Source organism: Nocardia sp. XZ_19_231, assembly GCF_015355705.1.
Classification (GTDB): Bacteria; Actinomycetota; Actinomycetes; order Mycobacteriales; family Mycobacteriaceae; genus Nocardia; species Nocardia salmonicida.
On record NZ_JACUZI010000004.1, the window covers coordinates 600191 to 617126 of the forward strand.

Genomic DNA, 16936 nt, shown 5'->3' on the forward strand with positions numbered 1-16936 from the left:
AGAATGGTGTCCCGGACGATTTCTGATCGCCGGTGGAACCGAACCCTACCGGTCTCGAACGCGTGCTGTGAGCAGTGATCCAGCACACCGCACGGCACGATTTATTGTGTGAGACAACATGTTACGGAAACCACGGCAATCCGGTAAATGCGCACATATCGCGAGGACAGGCGACCTTCGTGAGCGTATCGGCAATGACTGAGCTATCGGTCACACAGGTCGTCGACGCGGCCGTGCTGTGCTGCGGAACGGTGCTCGCGTAGTGAGTGACCTCACGATTGTTTACGCCGTCGAATAAATGGTGCGCGGAGCGGGCTTGTCTTCGGAGCACAGGTATCCGCGCGAAGTTTGTCTGCCGGACTAACTTCCCGAGCCGACGACGCGAGCCAGCCGCCGGTGCGAATCCAGCCGCGCCGCACGATCGAAAGTGCTGGTGTGGACGAGGATTTCGTCGGCGTCGGTGCGGCTCACCAGGTTCTCCAACGCTTCTGCCACCTCGTCCTCGGTGCCGTGGATCTGATGGCCGAGTGCCTGCTCGAAGAGGTGGCGTTGCCGGTCGGTCATCGTCGCCGGGTCGATCTCCTCGGGTGGGATCAGCGCCGGGAACTTGCCGTGTGTGCGCGAGTAGGCACTCGACCACGCCTCGGGGAGCAGGAGTCGGTGTGCCTGTTCGGTCGAGTCGGCGATCACCACCGCCGCGGAGACGACGACGTACGGCCGTGGCACCCGAGCGGAGGGCTGGAACAGGGTGCGGTACCGCTCGATCGCCTCCACCATGGACTGCGTGCCTGCGATCGGGGCGATCACCAGCGGCAGCCCGAATCGCGCGGCGCGCTCGGCCCCGGAACCGGTGGCAAGGAGGAACGTCGGCACGTCGGCGCCTTCCGCGGAGGCGGCGTGCACGCCCTGCCTGCCCGCCTCCAAGTAGTCGAGGACCTCGAGCAGGCGCGCGTCGAAATCGTCGGCATCGTCGAGATCGTGGCCGAGTGCGCGGCGCACACCGTCGGTGAATCCGACCGAACGACCGAGGCCCATGTCGATCCGTCCGGGGAACAGTGAGGCGAGCACGCCGAACTGCTCGGCGACGACGAGTGGTTGATGATTGGGCAGCATCACCCCGCCGGTGCCGACGCGGATTCGTGAGGTGGCCGCCGCGACCGCGGCGGCGAGCACGGTCGGCGCGGTTCCGGCGACACCGGGAACACTGTGATGCTCGGCGACCCAGAACCGGTGATAGCCCCACTGTTCGGCCAGCGCCGCGAACGCGACTGTCTCACGCAGGGCGTCGGCGTGGTCCTGCCCGCGCCGCACGCGCGAGCGGTCCAGGATCGAGAAGCGAACCGATTCGAGTGCCATATCAGTAGTCAACGCCGAAGACGCGCGGCGATTCCGTGGCGGGTGACACGCGCGGGTGATCTTCGCATGTTTAGACCGGTACCAACCCTGGACCAACCTTTCGCAACCATAGTGTGCCCCGAGCGCGATCACCGGCGAGAAAACTGCGAGGAGTGCACTATGGTTCGACACCCCAACGGACGCAAGGTAGATCATCGCCACCGTGCGGTCGAGGCCAGCGATGATGCCCTGCGCGTGCTGCGGCTGCTGCTCGAGATGCACGGCCCGGTGGTGCTGTACCTCGCGCCCGACACCGATGGGTACACGCCGATCTGTGTGCGGCGCAGCGAGTTCCGCCCCGGCGCGGGTGATGTCCTGGCCGGCCAGACGGCATGGCACACGCAGTTGTGGATGGCGGAGCGATTCCATGTCGGCTTCGACGACATCGATGTGCGGATCGAGGTGCGCAACCGTCCGCAGCGAGGTTCTGCTTCCCTGGAGGCGTCGTGCGGGTTCCGGTTCGCCCTGCGCATCGAAAACGTCGATGCCGCTGCGGAATTCGCCGAGGAGGCCTCCTAGTCGCTCACCAGAAGCGCGGAGTCAGCCCCCAGTCGGCGAACTCCGCGGCCAGCAGCTCGCGCAGCGCCGCGCGGGTCGGGAAACGGTCGGGGTCGCCGCCGGTGACCACGAGCGTCACGGTGTCGTCATCGCAGGAGAAGGCGAGATTGACGCCGACCTCTACCTGACGGAACAACTCGACCGGACCGGGATTGACCACCGGACGCATGATGACGTCGCGCGCACGGTGCGAGCCGAGGACCGCGATGTTCTGCGCCGTGCGACCCATGTTGGTGCACAGGCACTCCGGGGCCTTGGCGGTGCGGGCGAACCTGTGCAGCACCACCTTCGGCAGCAGCATCTGCACCGGTTGCAGGTGCTGGATCGGGGGGATGGTCGCGGGATCGCGGTAGGCCAGGCCCGCCGCCTTGAGAGCGGTGCGCACGGCGGGCAGATCGGCGCGTTCGCCGACGCGGTAGCCGACACTGATCGGTAGTCCGGTGGTGGCATTGGCCCGGCGGTCGTCGGCCTCGCGCATCGAATGCGGAATGTCGACGCGGACCTCGGCGCCGTCGGCGATCCGGCCACTGCGGCCGAGCAGGCCGACTGCGACGCCGATCAGCAGACCGTTGGTGGTCCCGCCGTGTGCGGCGGCGACGGCGTCCCATTCGGCGAGATCGAGCTGGACGATCGACTCGGCGGCCTGCCAGGTGTCGGCATGCGGTAGACGCGGGGCGGCTGGGCGGGGATTGCGGGCCGGTTCGCTGACACCGCGGGAGCGGCGAGCCGCGCGCACCCCGCGAGCCACGGCACGCAACTGACCGCGGGCATCGGTGAGGTCGGCGGCGAAACGACCCGTGGTCGCGACCGGGCCGACGAGTCTGCCCGCACTGGCCGAGCGGTCGGGCGACTCACCGCGGTTGAGCCGGTCCAGCGAGTCGACGATCGCGTGCATCATGGCGCCGCCGTCACACGCGACATGTGAGGCGACCAGGGTGACCACGGTGCCACCGGATTCGGTCGGCGCGCCGGCCAGCTGCCACACCAGTCCGCGTTCCGGGTCGAATTCGACGGCGGCCTGCTCCAGGAACCAGTCCAGTACCCCGTCGTCGGAAATCGGTGTGTCCGACCAGCGCAGCGGCAGGGATTCGGTGGCGGGCTCCCAGTGCGCGCGGGCGATCGGGAACCGGGTGGTGCGGACCCGGCGGGCGATGAAACCGGTCGCCAGGTGGGCGTGCCACCGTTCGAGCAGATCGCGGCCCAGCGGGGTGTCGAACCGGTAGGCCAGCTGATTGACCAGGGCGTTGGGGTAGAGGCTGTGCAGTTTGAAGAACAGGTCGTCGTCGGCGGTGATCCGGTTGAGGCCGGTGGGACCCGCGGCCACCGCTGCGGCGGAAGTGACGGAAGGGGAAGTGACAGTCATCGGGTACTCCTCATCGGGAACGGAGGGTGCGCACGGTCAACGGCGCGAAAACGGCGACCACGACTACCGAGGCGACCAGTGACCACAGGGCGTCGGCGCCGACGGTGCCGTCGGCAGCCAGCGTGCGCACTGCGGAGACCAGGTAGGACACCGGATTCAGGTCGGACACGTGGCGCATCCAGGTCGGCATGGCTTCCTCGGGCACCAGAGCGTTGGAGGCGAAGCCGAGGAAGGTCAGAACCAGCATCGACATGCCCTGCACGGCGGCCGGGCGGGCGATCGTGGCACCGATGAAGGCGAACAACCAACTGATGGCGGTTGTGGCGACTACGACCAAAAGGGCGCCGGCTAGGAATCCGGCGGTGTGCTCGGGTCGATAGCCCATGCAGAAGCCGACGATCACGACCGTGGTCGCGGCGATGAGATAGCGCACCGCCCCCGCCAGCAACGTTCCAGCAACCGGTGCTGAGCGGGCGATCGGCATGGCGACGAAGCGATCGAAAACACCCGAGTGGATGTCCTCGGAGAGTTGCACGCCGGTCGCGACCGAGGAGGTGAGCACGATCTGGACCAGTACGCCCGGAATCATGATCGGCAGATAGGCCGCCATGCTGCCCGCGATGGCGGTGCCGAAGATGCTGCCGAAGAGCACCGGCCCGACGATCGGCAGCAAGATGGCGTCGTAGAGCAGCTGTGGGCTGTGCCGGAACGTCAGCAGTCCGCGCCACGCCATCATCAACGAATGCTGGAGCGCGGCAAAGGGGCCCACGCGGGTCACGCGCGGCGCGCGCACGACCCGAGTGGGAGTCGGGGCGGTCTCGACGGCGAGAGTCATTGCGGGCCTCGATTTCTCGCGTAGGGCGCTCACGCCACGTCGGCTCGGTCGGCGGTGTGGGTGTGTCCGGTCAACGCCAGGAACACCTCGTTGAGATCGGGTCGGTCCACCGCGAAGCCGCGCAGGGCGATGCCCGCGTCGCGGCAGGCCGCGACGATGTCGGCGCCGAGAGCGACCTCGGACAGGGCGACGGTCAAGGTGCCGGTCGACGACCCGTCGGGGACCTCACCGGTGAGGTCCTGGATCAGTGCCTCGGCGCGTCGCAGGTCCGCGGTGTCGGGGATGTCCAGGCGCAGAACCTGGTCACCGATCGAGGATTTCAGCTCGGACGGGGTGCCCTCGGCGACGAGGTTGCCCCGGTCGATGACCGCGATCCGGTCGGCGAGCGCGTCGGCCTCATCGAGGTACTGAGTGGTCAGCAGTACCGTCGCCCCCCGCTCGACCAGGCCACGCACGATGCCCCACATGCGTTCACGGGTGTGCGGGTCGAGGCCGGTGGTCGGCTCGTCGAGGAAGATCAGCGGTGGCACGGTGATCAGGGTCGCCGCCAGGTCGAGTCGTCGCCGCATGCCGCCGGAGAACGCGCTGACACTACGGCGTGCCACCGACGAGAGCTCGAACTGCTCGAGCAGTTCGTCGCAGCGCCCGGCCGCGTCCTTGCGTGACAGCCCGAGCAGGCGACCGAACAGGCGTAGATTCTCTCCGGCGGTGAGGGTTTCGTCGACCGAGGCGTATTGACCGGTGAGCCCGATCATCGACCGCACGGCCGTGGCCTCGGAGACGACGTCGTAGCCGAACACCTCGGCGGTGCCACGATCCGGTCGCAGCAGTGTCGCCAACATCCGCACCGTGGTGGTCTTGCCCGCCCCGTTGGGGCCGAGCATCGCGAACACCGAGCCGGCCGCGATGTCGAGATCGACGCTGCCGACTGCGGTGAAGTCACCGTAGGACTTTCCGAGTCCCCTGGTGCGGACGGCGATTTCGGTGCTCATCCGAGCCTCCCGGCGTGGTCGAGGGTAGCGGTCGGAAACGGTAGGCGGACAAGGGATTCCACCTCATCGGCAGTCCTGGATACGCCGTCGCCGGAGAACCGGCTCGCATAGTCGGCCACCCGTGACACCACATCCGGTGCGGCCACCAGGTCCAGCAGTGCGGTGAGCCGACGTTCGCTGAGCTCGGCGGAGCGCATGGTGCCCGCCAGGCCGAGTCGAGCCAGCGCACGACCCCAATACGGTTGATCGGCCTGGATCGCGCAGATCACCTGCGGCACACCGGCTCGCAGTGCGGCGGCGGTCGTTCCGGCGCCGCCGTGATGGACCGCGGCGACGCAACGTGGGAATACCGTGGCGTGGTCTAGCTGTTCGACGATCGCCACCTCAGGGGTCAGGACGGGTTCGATGCCCGCCCACCCGGCGGCGAGCAGCAGACGCTGCCCACGCCGCGCGCACACCGCACGCAGCACGGTCATCAGCGCCGCCGGATCGCCGACCGCCATCGAGCCGAAGCCGACGTACACCGGTGCGGGCCCGGCGTCGAGCCACGCGTCGAGCTCGGCGTCCACCGGACCGCCGAGGTGTCCGTCGACGTCGACGGCGAACCCGACGATCGGGTGTCGATCCGGCAGTTCGGCCGCCAACCCGGGAAACAGATCGACATCGTATGCCTGGATCGAGACCCGTTCCGGCAGTGGATGTTCCACGACCCCGAACTCGGCGAACGGCAAGGCGAGCGCGGTGTCACGCGCCCACCTCAGCGCCGACCAGATGCGATGGTTGAGCGCACCGGGAATCCGGGCCCCCCACGCGGTGGGTATCACCGGGACCGAGCGATTGGGGTGGATCGGGAAGAAGTGCACCGCGGCCAACGGCAATCCGACTCTTCGCGCGACCTTCTCCGCGGTCTCCTCGCCCGCCATCCCGGTGACCAGCACATCGTGACCGGGTGCGAGGACGTGGAGTTCCCGCAGCGCGCGGGCTACCCCGCGCCGCTGCAGGGCCAGCACCGCGCGCACTCGTTGACGCGGGTCCGGACTGCGGAACCGCTGATCGCTGTGCTGGGTGTACAGCAACTCGGCACTGTCCCGACCGAAACCGACCGCGGGAATGCCGTGGGTGACGGCGAATTCGACGAGATTGGGCGAGAGCGCGAGTGTCACCGAGTGCCCGCGAGCCAGCAGCTCGCGAGCCAGCAGGATGCCGGGTTGAGCATCGCCGCGGCTTCCGGTGAAGGCCAGCAGTGCGCGCATTGTCAGCCCGCGCTCAGCGCCGCCGCCGCGGTATCGATGGCAGGCGCGACCGGCGCCGCCATCGTGGTCACCGCGTAGATGGCCCTGGCGAATTCGGCGAGGAAGGTGTCCATCACCTCGGCGGGCAGGCCCGCGGGGTAGCGCGTGGACACGTACAGACCATCGGGACCGCGCACGATCCAGAAGTACACCTCGTCGGTGGAGTACGACACCGCGCGCAGCGTGCGTCCGCGCAGGTCAGCGACCAGTTCGTAGTCCGGCAGGATGCGGATGTCGAGGAACGAGGCACCGTAGGTCGGGCCTTCCGGCGAGCCGACCATCGCCAGCGAGCGTCCCCAGGAGGCGTCGTTGCAGTGGCGGGAGCGCTTGAGCGCGGTGCGGGTCTCCTCCAGCGCCACCGCCATGTCGGCGCCGGGGGGCAGGGTGACATCGACCGGCACGACATTGACGAACCAGCCCATCGACTCGAGCCAGGTCAGGTCGGGTCGGGTCACGATCGGCATCACCGTGCGGAATCGGTTCTCGCCGAAGGTCTCACGAGTGGCGACGGCCAGTGCGGCGAACACGGTCACCGAGAGTCGGTGTTTGACCCGTTCCAACGCTTCTTCGACCTCTTCGAGCTGTGCGAGGGAGAGCAGGGTGCGCGAGACACTGGGCTGGGCGTGTTCACCGTCCAACACGGCGACCCGGTCGGCAGCGAAGCGGGGCATGGGAGAGCCTGGGGTGCCAAGGAATTCGCGCCACAGCGCAACGGCAGGCGAGTCGGGGGTCAGCTCCTCGGCCGCGGCGCGCTCGATCATGGCATAGTCGGCGGGACTGCCGAAGGTGGCCGAGTCGCGGATCTCGCCGCCGGTGGTCACCGCGGCGTAGAGGGTGCGCAGCTCGAGGATGAGCACCGCCTGGGAGTAGGCGTCGAGCACCGAGTGATCGGCGCCGACCAACACGGTGAAGTCGGCGGTCTCGTGGGCGACGGTGGCGACCAGCAGGTGCGGCCAGATCAGCGGCGACAGGCGCAATTCCAGTAGCTCGCAAAGGTATTCGTTGATGTCGTCACCGTCGGTCGGCTCGGCGACCGGAACGCCGGTGACTCGTACGGTGCCCGGGGCGGTGGTCACCCGGTGGTAGCCGCCGTCGCCGGTGGGGGCGACGGTGGTCCGGAAGCCCTCGTGGCGATCGTGCCACAGTTGCAATGTGGTCGCCCACGCCTGCTCGTCGAGTGGGGCATCCATTTCGAAGATGGTGCCGATCCAACGACCGCGACCCGGACGGGGGTCTTCGGGGTCGAGGAAGCCGAGATACTGCTCGTGCACGCTGGCCAGCGGACGCTGGTCGTCAGTCCATGTATCGGCAGTGATGGTGGCGGGAGTCCAGATCGACAGATCGCCGGAGCGAATCCGGAATTCGGACAGATGTGTGTATTCCATACCGGGTCACCTCAAGGGGGAAAAACAGGCCGAGAACGGCACGAACGAACAGGGACTGGGTGACCGCAGAAGCGTCACCGATGTTGCTCTGGATACCGCACCGGATGCTTCCGGCGAACCCTGGGTTATCCGCGAGTCTACAGCTTATAACTGTATAGATTTGTGAAATATTACTTAGTCACTATCCACTGCTGTGAACAATATCACTTTCATTTCATGTCGTTTTTCCGACGCCAATCAGGCGTCGTGAGGTAATGGACGTTAGGTCGACACTGTTGGTCAGGCGGTGGACGGCCCGAATTCGGGTAGCACCGTGCCGTGCCGCACGACCCCGGACAGGCCGGGCAGCTCGGTCGGCGTCGACCAGGTGCGGAACCCGTCGTAACTGTCGCTGAAGTAGTACCGACCGTCGGTATAGGCGTCGAGGTAGATGCGATGGCCGCCGTCGGGGAGCGGGACCACCGACTGCCCTTCGCGTGGACCGCCCCAGCCCGCCCAGTCGCCCGTGGCCACGAAAGTGAAGGGGCCGAGCGGGCGATCGGCGACGGCCAGTTCGATCAGCTTGGAGTCCTCGTTCTTCGCGAACGCGAAAAGTCGCCCGTCCAGTCGTTGCAGTGTGGTGTCGATGTATCCCAGCGAGCCGGGTCTGCTCGGACCGAGACCCAACAGGGGCAACGGTGGCGCCCATGTCGTGAGTCCGGCATCGAGGGGGATGAGCAGATGCGGAGTGAAACCGCGACCCCAGGTGAGCGAGACGATGATGCCGACTCGGCCGGCGGCGTCGGCATACCACTCCGGCGCCCACGCACCCTCGAGCCGTCCCGGCACGAGAATCGGGACGTTGGCGAGGAACGTCCATGTGATCCGGTCTCGACTGCGTGCCAGACCGATCGCGGTGGCGTCACCGGCGATCGTATAGGTGAGGTAATAGGCGCCGTCGGTGTGCAACAGCACGCTGGGATCGCGGACCAGGCCGGTGGGTGGGGTGAACGCGTGGTCGCTGACCGGCGAGAAATCGGTACCGTCGCTCGATTCGTACACCGCGAGCGTGGTGTCGCTGTCGGCCCGAAAAGCCGTCATCGTGTAGCGGATCGGGGTGCGTGGCGGGTCGATGCCGACGCCGGGGCCCAGCGAGGATTGTGCCCTGGCCGTTCCCGCGGCGAGCAGTGGCAGCCCGGCGAGCAGCGCGAGTGCAGATCGTCGGCCCACTGTCATCGCCATGACCAGCGATTATCCGGTCGAATCGCTACGCGGCGGGGGAGGCGCGCCGGTCAGGGGGTGACGGCGACCGGTTCGGCGTCCGCGTCGATCGGGGAGGGGTCTACCGGCAACCGGGCGTCGACGATCAGCCCGATCAGGCCGAGCGACAGGCAGATCGCCGAGACGGCGATCGCGATCGGGTGAGTGCCGCCTGCCAGCGAACCGGCGAGCACCACCGTCGAGATCGTGCCCGGCGCCGAACCGGCCAGTGTCGCGACGAGATAGGGCCGGACCCGCACCGAGGACAGGCCGCAGCAGTAGTTGACGATCGAGAACGGCGCCAGCGGGATCATCCGCAGCGCGGCCACCGCGAGCCAGCCGCGCCGAGCCAGCCGCTCGTCGATGCCGCGCACCGCCGGATGTGTCAGGTGTCGGGCGACTCGGTCCCGGCCCACCGCGCGGACGCCGAGCAGCGCCAAGGTCGCGCTCACCGCGGTCGCGCCGAGAGCGATCACCGAACCGAGAATCGGACCGAACAGCACGCCACTGGTCACGGTGAGCACGGTGCGCGGAACGGGGGCTACGGCGACCACCGCATAGAAAAAGAAGAACAGCAACGGCAACAGCGGCCCGGCGCCGCCGGCCCAGTCTCGGATCTGCTGCGGGCCCGGCAACGGAACCAGCATCGCCACCACGAACAGCGCGGCGAGCCCGGCCATGGCGATGAGCAGGCGCGGGGAGCGGATCAGTCGCGACACCCGGGTAAGCGTACCGGCCGGTAGGGGATGGCCCGAGTGGGTGGACACCCTGTCACAGATAGCATCATCGGGGAACCGGATACATCCGGGTTCGCTGTGGGCCCGTTTGTGGGATTTCACGGACCGGCAGCACACCGGGGTGCGGTCGTCGAATGGAAGAGAGAACAGCAGCTATGCCGATTGGTTCAGAGTCCGGGGCGGGGCTCGCACCGGATCCGGTGCCCGAGTACGCCGCGTGGCGCAAGGGTGTGGCGGGTGTGCTGGCGAAAGCGCGACGGGTCGACGCTTCCGAGCTCCCCGCCGAACCGGAACATCTGCTCGACGAGACCACCTATGACGGGCTGACGATCGCCCCGCTCTACACCCGCCGCGACGAGCTGCCCGAGCAGCCGCTGCCCGGCGCCTTCCCCTATGTCCGCGGTGGCGACGCCTCGCGTGATCCGCAGCGCGGCTGGTTCGTCGGCGCGTTCGCCGGCGAGGACGACGCCGAGGCTACCAACCGGGCGATCATGACCGGTCTGGAGAACGGCGTGAGCGCGATCGCGCTCGGAGCGGGCCCCTACGGTGTCGCCGTCGACGACATCCCCGTCGCACTGCGTGGCGTGCTGTTCGAGCTGGCCCCGCTGACGCTGGTATCCGGTGCGGCCGTCGGCGCCGCCGCCGAGCAGGTGTACGGACTGCTCGACGCGTATTCGATCGCCGATCCCGCGCAGATCCGCGTCGGCCTCGGCGCGGCCCCGCTGACCAGTGCCTTCACCGGTGCCGAAGACCTCGATCAAGCCGAGACTGTCGCACTGGCCGTGCAAGCGATCGCCCGGCCCGAGACGGTCCGCGCGATCACGGTGGACGGCATCGCCTTCCACAACGCCGGCGCCGCCGACGCGCAGGAAGTGGGCGCCGCCGTCGCGGCCGGTCTGGCCTACCTGCGCCTGTTGACCGCCGCCGGGGTGGACATCGCCGACGCGTTCGGTCAGCTCGAGTTCCGTTTCGCGGCCACCGACGACCAATTCGCCACCATCGTGAAGTTCCGGGCGGCTCGCCGACTGTGGGCCCGAGTCGCCCAGGTCTCCGGTGCTCCCGCCTTCGGCGCCGCTCCGCAGCACGCGATCACCTCGGCCGCCATGATGACCCAGCGTGACCCCTGGGTGAACCTGCTGCGCACCACGCTCGCCGCGTTCGGCGCCGGCGTCGGCGGCGCCGACTCGGTGACCGTGCTGCCCTTCGACGCGGCTCTGCCCGCGGGCGAACTCGGCGTCTCGACGACGTTCTCCCAGCGTCTGGCTCGCAACACCCAGCTGCTGCTGCTCGAGGAATCCCGTCTCGGGCACGTGCAGGACCCGGCCGCCGGTTCCTGGTATGTCGACAAGTTGACCGACGAACTCGCCGCCAAGGCCTGGGAATTCATGCAGGAGCTCGAGTCCGCCGGTGGCTACCTCGCCGCGCTGGACGCCGGAGTGCTCGCGGCCAGGATCGCCGAGACCGCCGCCACGCGCGCCGCCGACGTGGCCCATCGCCGGACCGCGGTCACCGGGGTCAACGAGTTCCCCAACCTCGCCGAGACCCCGCTGTCGGAGCAGGCCCGCGAACCGGGCCCGAACGCGCGCTACGGCGCTGCCTTCGAGGCGCTACGCAACCGCTCCGATGCCTACCTGGCTGCCAACGGCGCCCGCCCGAAGGCGCTGATCGTGCCGCTCGGCTTGGTCGCCGAACACAACGCGCGCACCATCTTCACCGCGAACGTGCTCGCCTCGGGTGGTATCGAGTCGGTCAACCCCGGTCCGCTCACGGTCGACGCAATTGCCGCCGCCGCCACCGAATCCGGTGCGCGGATCGCGGTTCTGTGCGGTGCGGACAAGCGCTACGGCGAGCAGGCGGGAGCCGCCACCGCCGCCCTGCGCGCCGCCGGAATCGAGACCGTGCTGCTGGCCGGACCCGAGAAGGCGGTCGAGCAATTCAGCGGGACGCAGCGTCCCGACGGGTACCTGGCCCTGCGTATCGACGCGGTCGCGGTCCTGTCGCAGCTGCTGGAGAAGGTGGGAGCCTGATGACCACATCCGACATCGAGCACGTCATCGGCAGCTTCGCCGAGGTGCCGCTGACCGACCACGCGCCCGCGCCTGCCGACGTCGACGCCGAGCAGGTGCGCACCTTCGTGGCCGATGCCGCGACGGCCAACCACACCACTGCCGAGCAGTTGGTCTGGTCGACCCCCGAGGGCATCGACGTTCCGCCGGTGTTCACCAAGGCCGACCGGGATGCTGTTGTCGCACAGGGCTATCCCCTCGACACCGTGCCCGGCGTCGCGCCGTTCCTTCGCGGCCCGTACCCGACCATGTACGTGAACCAGCCGTGGACGATCCGCCAGTACGCCGGCTTCTCCACCGCCGCGGACTCCAACGCCTTCTACCGCCGCAACTTGCAGGCGGGCCAGAAGGGGCTCTCGGTCGCCTTCGACCTCGCCACCCACCGTGGCTACGACTCCGACCACCCCCGCGTCCAAGGTGACGTCGGTATGGCCGGCGTCGCGATCGACTCGATCCTGGACATGCGCCAGCTCTTCGACCAGATTCCCCTGGATCAGGTGTCGGTGTCGATGACCATGAACGGTGCGGTGCTGCCGATCCTGGCGCTCTACGTCGTCGCCGCCGAAGAGCAGGGCGTGACGCCCGATCAGCTGGCCGGAACCATTCAGAACGACATTCTGAAAGAGTTCATGGTCCGCAACACCTACATCTACCCGCCCAAGCCCTCCATGCGGATCATCTCCGACATCTTCGCCTTCGCCAGCGCGAAGATGCCGAAGTTCAACTCCATCTCCATCTCGGGCTACCACATCCAAGAGGCCGGTGCGACCGCCGATCTGGAGCTGGCCTACACCCTCGCCGACGGGGTGGAGTACATCCGCGCCGGTATCGCCGCGGGCATGGATGTCGACAAGTTCGCACCGCGTCTGTCGTTCTTCTGGGCCATCGGCATGAATTTCTTCATGGAGGTCGCCAAGCTGCGCGCGGGGCGTCTGCTGTGGAGCGAGCTGGTGTCGAAGTTCGAACCCAAGAGCGCGAAATCGCTTTCGCTGCGGACACATTCGCAGACCTCGGGCTGGTCGCTGACCGCGCAGGACGCCTACAACAATGTGGCGCGCACCTGCATCGAGGCGATGGCCGCGACCCAGGGGCACACCCAGTCGCTGCACACCAACGCGCTCGACGAAGCCTTGGCCCTGCCGACGGACTTCTCCGCCCGCATCGCCCGCAACACCCAGCTGCTCATCCAGCAGGAGTCCAACACCACCCGCCCGATCGACCCGTGGGGCGGCTCGTACTACGTCGAGTGGCTCACCCACCAGCTCGCCGAGCGGGCTCGCGCCCACATCGCCGAGGTCGAGGCGCACGGCGGTATGGCGCAGGCGATTTCGGAAGGTATTCCGAAGCTGCGCATCGAAGAGGCCGCCGCGCGGACCCAGGCGCGCATCGACACCGGCCAGCAGCCGGTGATCGGCGTGAACAAGTACCAGGTCGAAGAGGACCACGCGGTCGAGGTTCTCAAGGTCGAGAACTCGCGGGTGCGTGCCGAGCAGATCGAGAAGCTGGAACGGCTTCGCGCCGAACGTGATTCGGTCGCCGTGGAGCAGGCACTGGCCGAATTGACCCGTGCGGCTTCGGCGACCGAAGGCGGCATGGAGAACAACCTGCTCGCGCTCGCCATCGACGCGGCGCGCGCCAAGGCCACCGTCGGTGAGATCTCCGACGCGCTGGAGAAGGTCTACGGCCGCCATCAGGCCGAAATCCGTACTCTGTCCGGTGTGTACCGCGACGAAGCAGGCAAGGCATCCAATATCGGCGCCGCCATCGCGCTGGTCGAGGAATTCGGCGAGGCCGAGGGGCGTCGTCCCCGCATCCTGGTCGCCAAGATGGGCCAGGACGGTCACGACCGCGGCCAGAAGGTGATCGCGACGGCGTTCGCCGACCTCGGCATGGACGTCGACGTGGGCCCGCTGTTCCAGACGCCCGAAGAGGTGGCGCGCCAGGCGGCCGACAACGACGTGCACATCGTCGGTGTGTCCTCGCTGGCCGCTGGTCACCTCACGCTGGTGCCCGCCCTGCGGCAGGCACTGGCCGATGTCGGTCGTCCCGACATCATGGTCATCGTCGGCGGCGTGATCCCGCCCGGTGACTTCGACGAGCTCTACGAGGCCGGCGCCGCGGCGATCTTCCCGCCGGGCACCGTCATCGCCGACGCGGCCATCGACCTGCTCAAGAAGCTCGGCGCGGCGCTCGGACACGAGATCGGTGGCGGCACAGCCGAATGAGCGACGCCGCACAGGTAGCCGGGGGTGCCGACGCGCACCCTCGGCTCGGGACCACCGCGGGCGTCGGCTCGCCACGAAACGAGGGGCGCACCGCCGTGGGCGTTCGCCGGATGATTGATGTCGACGCGCTCGCCGAGGAGGTCGAGGCGGGGCAGCGCTCGGCGCTGGCCCGCGCGATCACGCTGGTCGAATCCACCCGCTCCGATCACCGGGAACTCGCGCAGCAGCTGCTGCTGCGGGTGGCGGCGGAACCGGGCAGCGTCGTCTCGAACCGGGTCGGCATCACCGGTGTTCCCGGCGTCGGCAAGTCCACGTTCATCGACGCGCTCGGTATGTACTTGCTGGCCAAGGGGCATCGAGTCGCGGTCCTCGCGGTCGACCCGTCCTCGACCCGTACCGGCGGCTCGATCCTCGGTGACAAGACCCGCATGGCCCGGCTGTCACTGGAAGCCGACGCGTTCATCCGGCCGTCCCCGACTGCGGGCACGCTCGGTGGCGTAGCCAAGGCGACCCGCGAAACGATCGTTCTCCTGGAAGCCGCCGGATACGACGTCATCCTCGTGGAGACCGTCGGCGTCGGCCAGTCCGAGGTGACCGTCGCCAATATGGTCGACGTGTTCTGCTTCCTCACTCTGGCTCGCACCGGAGATCAGTTGCAGGGCATCAAGAAGGGCGTGCTGGAACTGGCCGAACTCGTCGCGGTCAACAAGGCCGACGGCAAGCACGAGATCGAGGCCAAAGGCGCGGCCCGCGAATTGGCAGGCGCGCTGCGCCTGATCCACCCGCACGACGCCCTGTGGAAGCCACCGGTGCTCACCATGAGCGGCCTGGAAGGCATTGGCCTGGAGAAGTTCTGGGGCACCGTCCTCGATCACCGCCGGGTGCTCACCGAGGCGGGCGAATTCGCCGAGAAGCGCCGCCGCCAGCAGGTCGACTGGACCTGGACCATGGTCCACGACCAGATCCTGCGCCGCCTGGCCGACAATCCGAATGTGAAAGATGTTCGCGCGCAGGTGGAATCGGCTGTCCGCGCCGGAACGCTCACTCCCGCTCTCGCCGCCGAACAGATCCTCACGGCCTTCGACCGGAGTTGAGACACCGCAACGGTGCCCATCGGTAGCTGTTGGCGGCGGCATCGAGTCGTACCTAGGGTGATCGCCCGTAATCTTTGGCTTTCACGTGGGAGTTTGTGATGATAGCCCGATTCTTACTGATTTGCTAGCTGTTGCCTGGGCCGATTTTCAAGGATCCTCGGAAGTGGACGTCGAGAGCTGACGGCCGAGGAGGCAGTGATGACGATCTTCCGCACGAATCGGACCATGAGCAGCGACAGGACGCCCGAGCGGGCGATTCTCGGGGGCGACGGTCGTTGGCGGCTCACCTGGCTGCCGGAACTGGGCCTGACGTCCGATCAGGCGATATCAGGGCTGAGGCTGGACGAGATCCTCAGTGACCCAGCCCTGGTCTATGACCGGATGGCGCTGGCGGAGGCCACCACCTGCGCCGACCGCATCGGCATCATCCTCGAGCTCGCGATGGTGCGACTCTGGAAGCGGATGATCACCACCGTCGCGCTGTGCGGGTTCGTGGCGACCGGATGGGGTCGACTCGCCTGACCGGGTCGGACTCTCACAACCAGCGGATACGTCGGAAGACGACGACCAGGGCGGTGCAGATGGCGAGCATGACGATCACCGTGGCGGGGTAGCCCCAGGTTTGTCTGAGCTCGGGCATGTGATCGAAGTTCATGCCGTAGATGCCGGCGATCATGGTGGGGACGGCCAGGATGGCGATATAGGCGGAGATCTTGCGCATATCGGTGTTCTGCTGGACCGCGATCTTGGCCACGGCGGCGCCGACGAGGGTGGTGAGGGTTTCGTCGAGGTCGTTGATGCGATCGGCGACACCGCTGTGGTGGTCGGCCACGTCGCGCAGATAGCGCCGCACTTCCTTGGGTAGGGGAGTGCGCGGCGCGGTGAGGGTTTGCAGCGGGCCCGCCAGGGGGCGCACGGCGCGACGCAGCTCGACGATTTCCCGCTTGAGCTGGTAGATCGCCTCGATAGGGAGCTTGCTGCGCGGGCTGAACAGCTCCTCTTCCATCGACTCGACATCGAACTCGACTGCCTGGGTGACATCGACGTACGAGTCGACGACGTGGTCGGCGATCGCGTGCAGCACTACGCCGGGGCCGAGCGCGAGGCGATCGGGTTCGGTCTCGAGCCGGTGCCGGACCGCGGTGAGTTCGTTGTGTTCGCCGTGGCGGACCGCGACGACGAAATCGGCGCCGAGGAAGACCATGATCTCGCCGGTCTGCACGATCTCGCTGACGACGTGCATATCGTGCTCGACATAGGCGACGGTCCGCATCACGGTGACCATGGTGTCGTCGTAGCGTTCGAACTTCGGGCGCTGTCTGCCGGTGACAGCGTCCTCGACGGCGAGTTCGTGCAGGCCGAATGTCTCGGCGACCTCGCCCATCTGCCGCAGGTCCGGCTCGAACAGGCCGATCCACACGAAACCGGTACCGCGCGCACGGATTTCGGCCAGGGCGGTCTCGGGGGTGAATCGGCCGGGCAAGCGTTTGCCGTCGACGTAGGCGGCGCAGTCGATGATGGCGCGCGCGGTCGGGACCGAGGGTTTGGGGACGACGTCCACCCGGCGCCTACCGCGCGACAGCAGCGGAGAACCTGCCACTACGGCCCCGATGCTGCGCCGAGGTGCGAGGCGAGCCGGTGAGGCGCGAGGGTTGTCGACCATCGTTCACCTCGCTCTCTCCGATCGTTGCGCAGCATCCCACGCTGGCCGACACAGACGCAACCGGACCGAGGGCTCGACAGTGTCTTTCGGGC

Annotated in this window: 14 protein-coding genes; 5 read left to right on the top strand and 9 right to left on the bottom strand. The window is 67.9% G+C overall.

Translation table 11 applies throughout. The features are described 5' to 3' along the window. Positions 1-360: 360 nt before the first annotated feature. Positions 361-1356, bottom strand: coding sequence for an MsnO8 family LLM class oxidoreductase (locus tag IBJ82_RS21305; protein ID WP_194827703.1), 996 nt, complete (start codon positions 1354-1356; stop codon positions 361-363). 159 nt (positions 1357-1515) lie between these two features. Here IBJ82_RS21305 and IBJ82_RS21310 point away from each other — a divergent pair, with 159 nt between their 5' ends. Further along, positions 1516-1914 carry a DUF779 domain-containing protein gene (locus IBJ82_RS21310; protein WP_194827704.1) on the top strand — a complete coding sequence of 133 codons (399 nt, stop codon included), beginning with the start codon at positions 1516-1518 and terminating at the stop codon, positions 1912-1914. 4 nt (positions 1915-1918) lie between these two features. Here IBJ82_RS21310 and IBJ82_RS21315 read toward each other — a convergent pair whose 3' ends face one another. The 7 genes from IBJ82_RS21315 to IBJ82_RS21345 form a co-directional block, all read right to left on the bottom strand. Further along, the gene (locus IBJ82_RS21315) at positions 1919-3316 is read right to left on the bottom strand and encodes a hypothetical protein (RefSeq protein ID WP_194827705.1); all 1398 of its coding nucleotides are present in this window, start codon (positions 3314-3316) and stop codon (positions 1919-1921) included. A gap of 10 nt (positions 3317-3326) precedes the next feature. Further along, the gene (locus IBJ82_RS21320; protein WP_194827706.1) at positions 3327-4151 is read right to left on the bottom strand and encodes an ABC transporter permease; all 825 of its coding nucleotides are present in this window, start codon (positions 4149-4151) and stop codon (positions 3327-3329) included. Positions 4152-4180: 29 nt separating this feature from the next. Next, positions 4181-5143, bottom strand: coding sequence for an ATP-binding cassette domain-containing protein (locus IBJ82_RS21325; protein WP_194827707.1), 963 nt, complete (start codon positions 5141-5143; stop codon positions 4181-4183). Beyond that, positions 5140-6396, bottom strand: coding sequence for a glycosyltransferase (locus IBJ82_RS21330; protein ID WP_194827708.1), 1257 nt, complete (start codon positions 6394-6396; stop codon positions 5140-5142). The genes IBJ82_RS21325 and IBJ82_RS21330 overlap by 4 nt, the downstream gene beginning before the upstream one ends. Before the next feature lie 2 nt (positions 6397-6398). Continuing rightward, the gene (locus IBJ82_RS21335) at positions 6399-7820 is read right to left on the bottom strand and encodes a condensation domain-containing protein (RefSeq protein WP_194827709.1); all 1422 of its coding nucleotides are present in this window, start codon (positions 7818-7820) and stop codon (positions 6399-6401) included. A 279-nt stretch (positions 7821-8099) separates the two neighbouring features. Next, the gene (locus IBJ82_RS21340) at positions 8100-9041 is read right to left on the bottom strand and encodes a hypothetical protein (protein ID WP_194827710.1); all 942 of its coding nucleotides are present in this window, start codon (positions 9039-9041) and stop codon (positions 8100-8102) included. Positions 9042-9091: 50 nt separating this feature from the next. Further along, on the bottom strand, positions 9092-9778 hold the full coding sequence (locus IBJ82_RS21345; protein WP_194827711.1) for a TVP38/TMEM64 family protein: 687 nt from the start codon (positions 9776-9778) through the stop codon (positions 9092-9094). A 173-nt stretch (positions 9779-9951) separates the two neighbouring features. On the opposite strand from IBJ82_RS21345, the gene IBJ82_RS21350 reads away from it, so the two are divergent. The 4 genes from IBJ82_RS21350 (at position 9952) to IBJ82_RS21365 (ending at position 15703) form a co-directional block, all read left to right on the top strand. Beyond that, positions 9952-11823, top strand: a complete 1872-nt coding sequence (locus tag IBJ82_RS21350; protein WP_194827712.1) for a methylmalonyl-CoA mutase family protein — start codon at positions 9952-9954, stop codon at positions 11821-11823. Further along, the gene (gene scpA, locus IBJ82_RS21355; RefSeq protein ID WP_194827713.1) at positions 11823-14087 is read left to right on the top strand and encodes a methylmalonyl-CoA mutase; all 2265 of its coding nucleotides are present in this window, start codon (positions 11823-11825) and stop codon (positions 14085-14087) included. The genes IBJ82_RS21350 and scpA overlap by 1 nt, the downstream gene beginning before the upstream one ends. Positions 14088-14197: 110 nt before the next feature. Further along, on the top strand, positions 14198-15181 hold the full coding sequence (gene meaB / locus IBJ82_RS21360; RefSeq protein WP_228537520.1) for a methylmalonyl Co-A mutase-associated GTPase MeaB: 984 nt from the start codon (positions 14198-14200) through the stop codon (positions 15179-15181). 198 nt (positions 15182-15379) lie between these two features. Beyond that, a complete protein-coding gene (locus tag IBJ82_RS21365) occupies positions 15380-15703 on the top strand; it encodes a hypothetical protein (RefSeq protein ID WP_194827715.1) in 324 nt (107 codons plus the stop codon). Positions 15704-15716: 13 nt separating this feature from the next. On the opposite strand, the gene IBJ82_RS21370 is transcribed toward IBJ82_RS21365, so the two are convergent. Beyond that, positions 15717-16844: a magnesium and cobalt transport protein CorA gene (locus IBJ82_RS21370; protein WP_194827716.1), complete on the bottom strand. Its 1128-nt coding sequence runs from the start codon at positions 16842-16844 to the stop codon at positions 15717-15719. Positions 16845-16936: the final 92 nt, after the last annotated feature.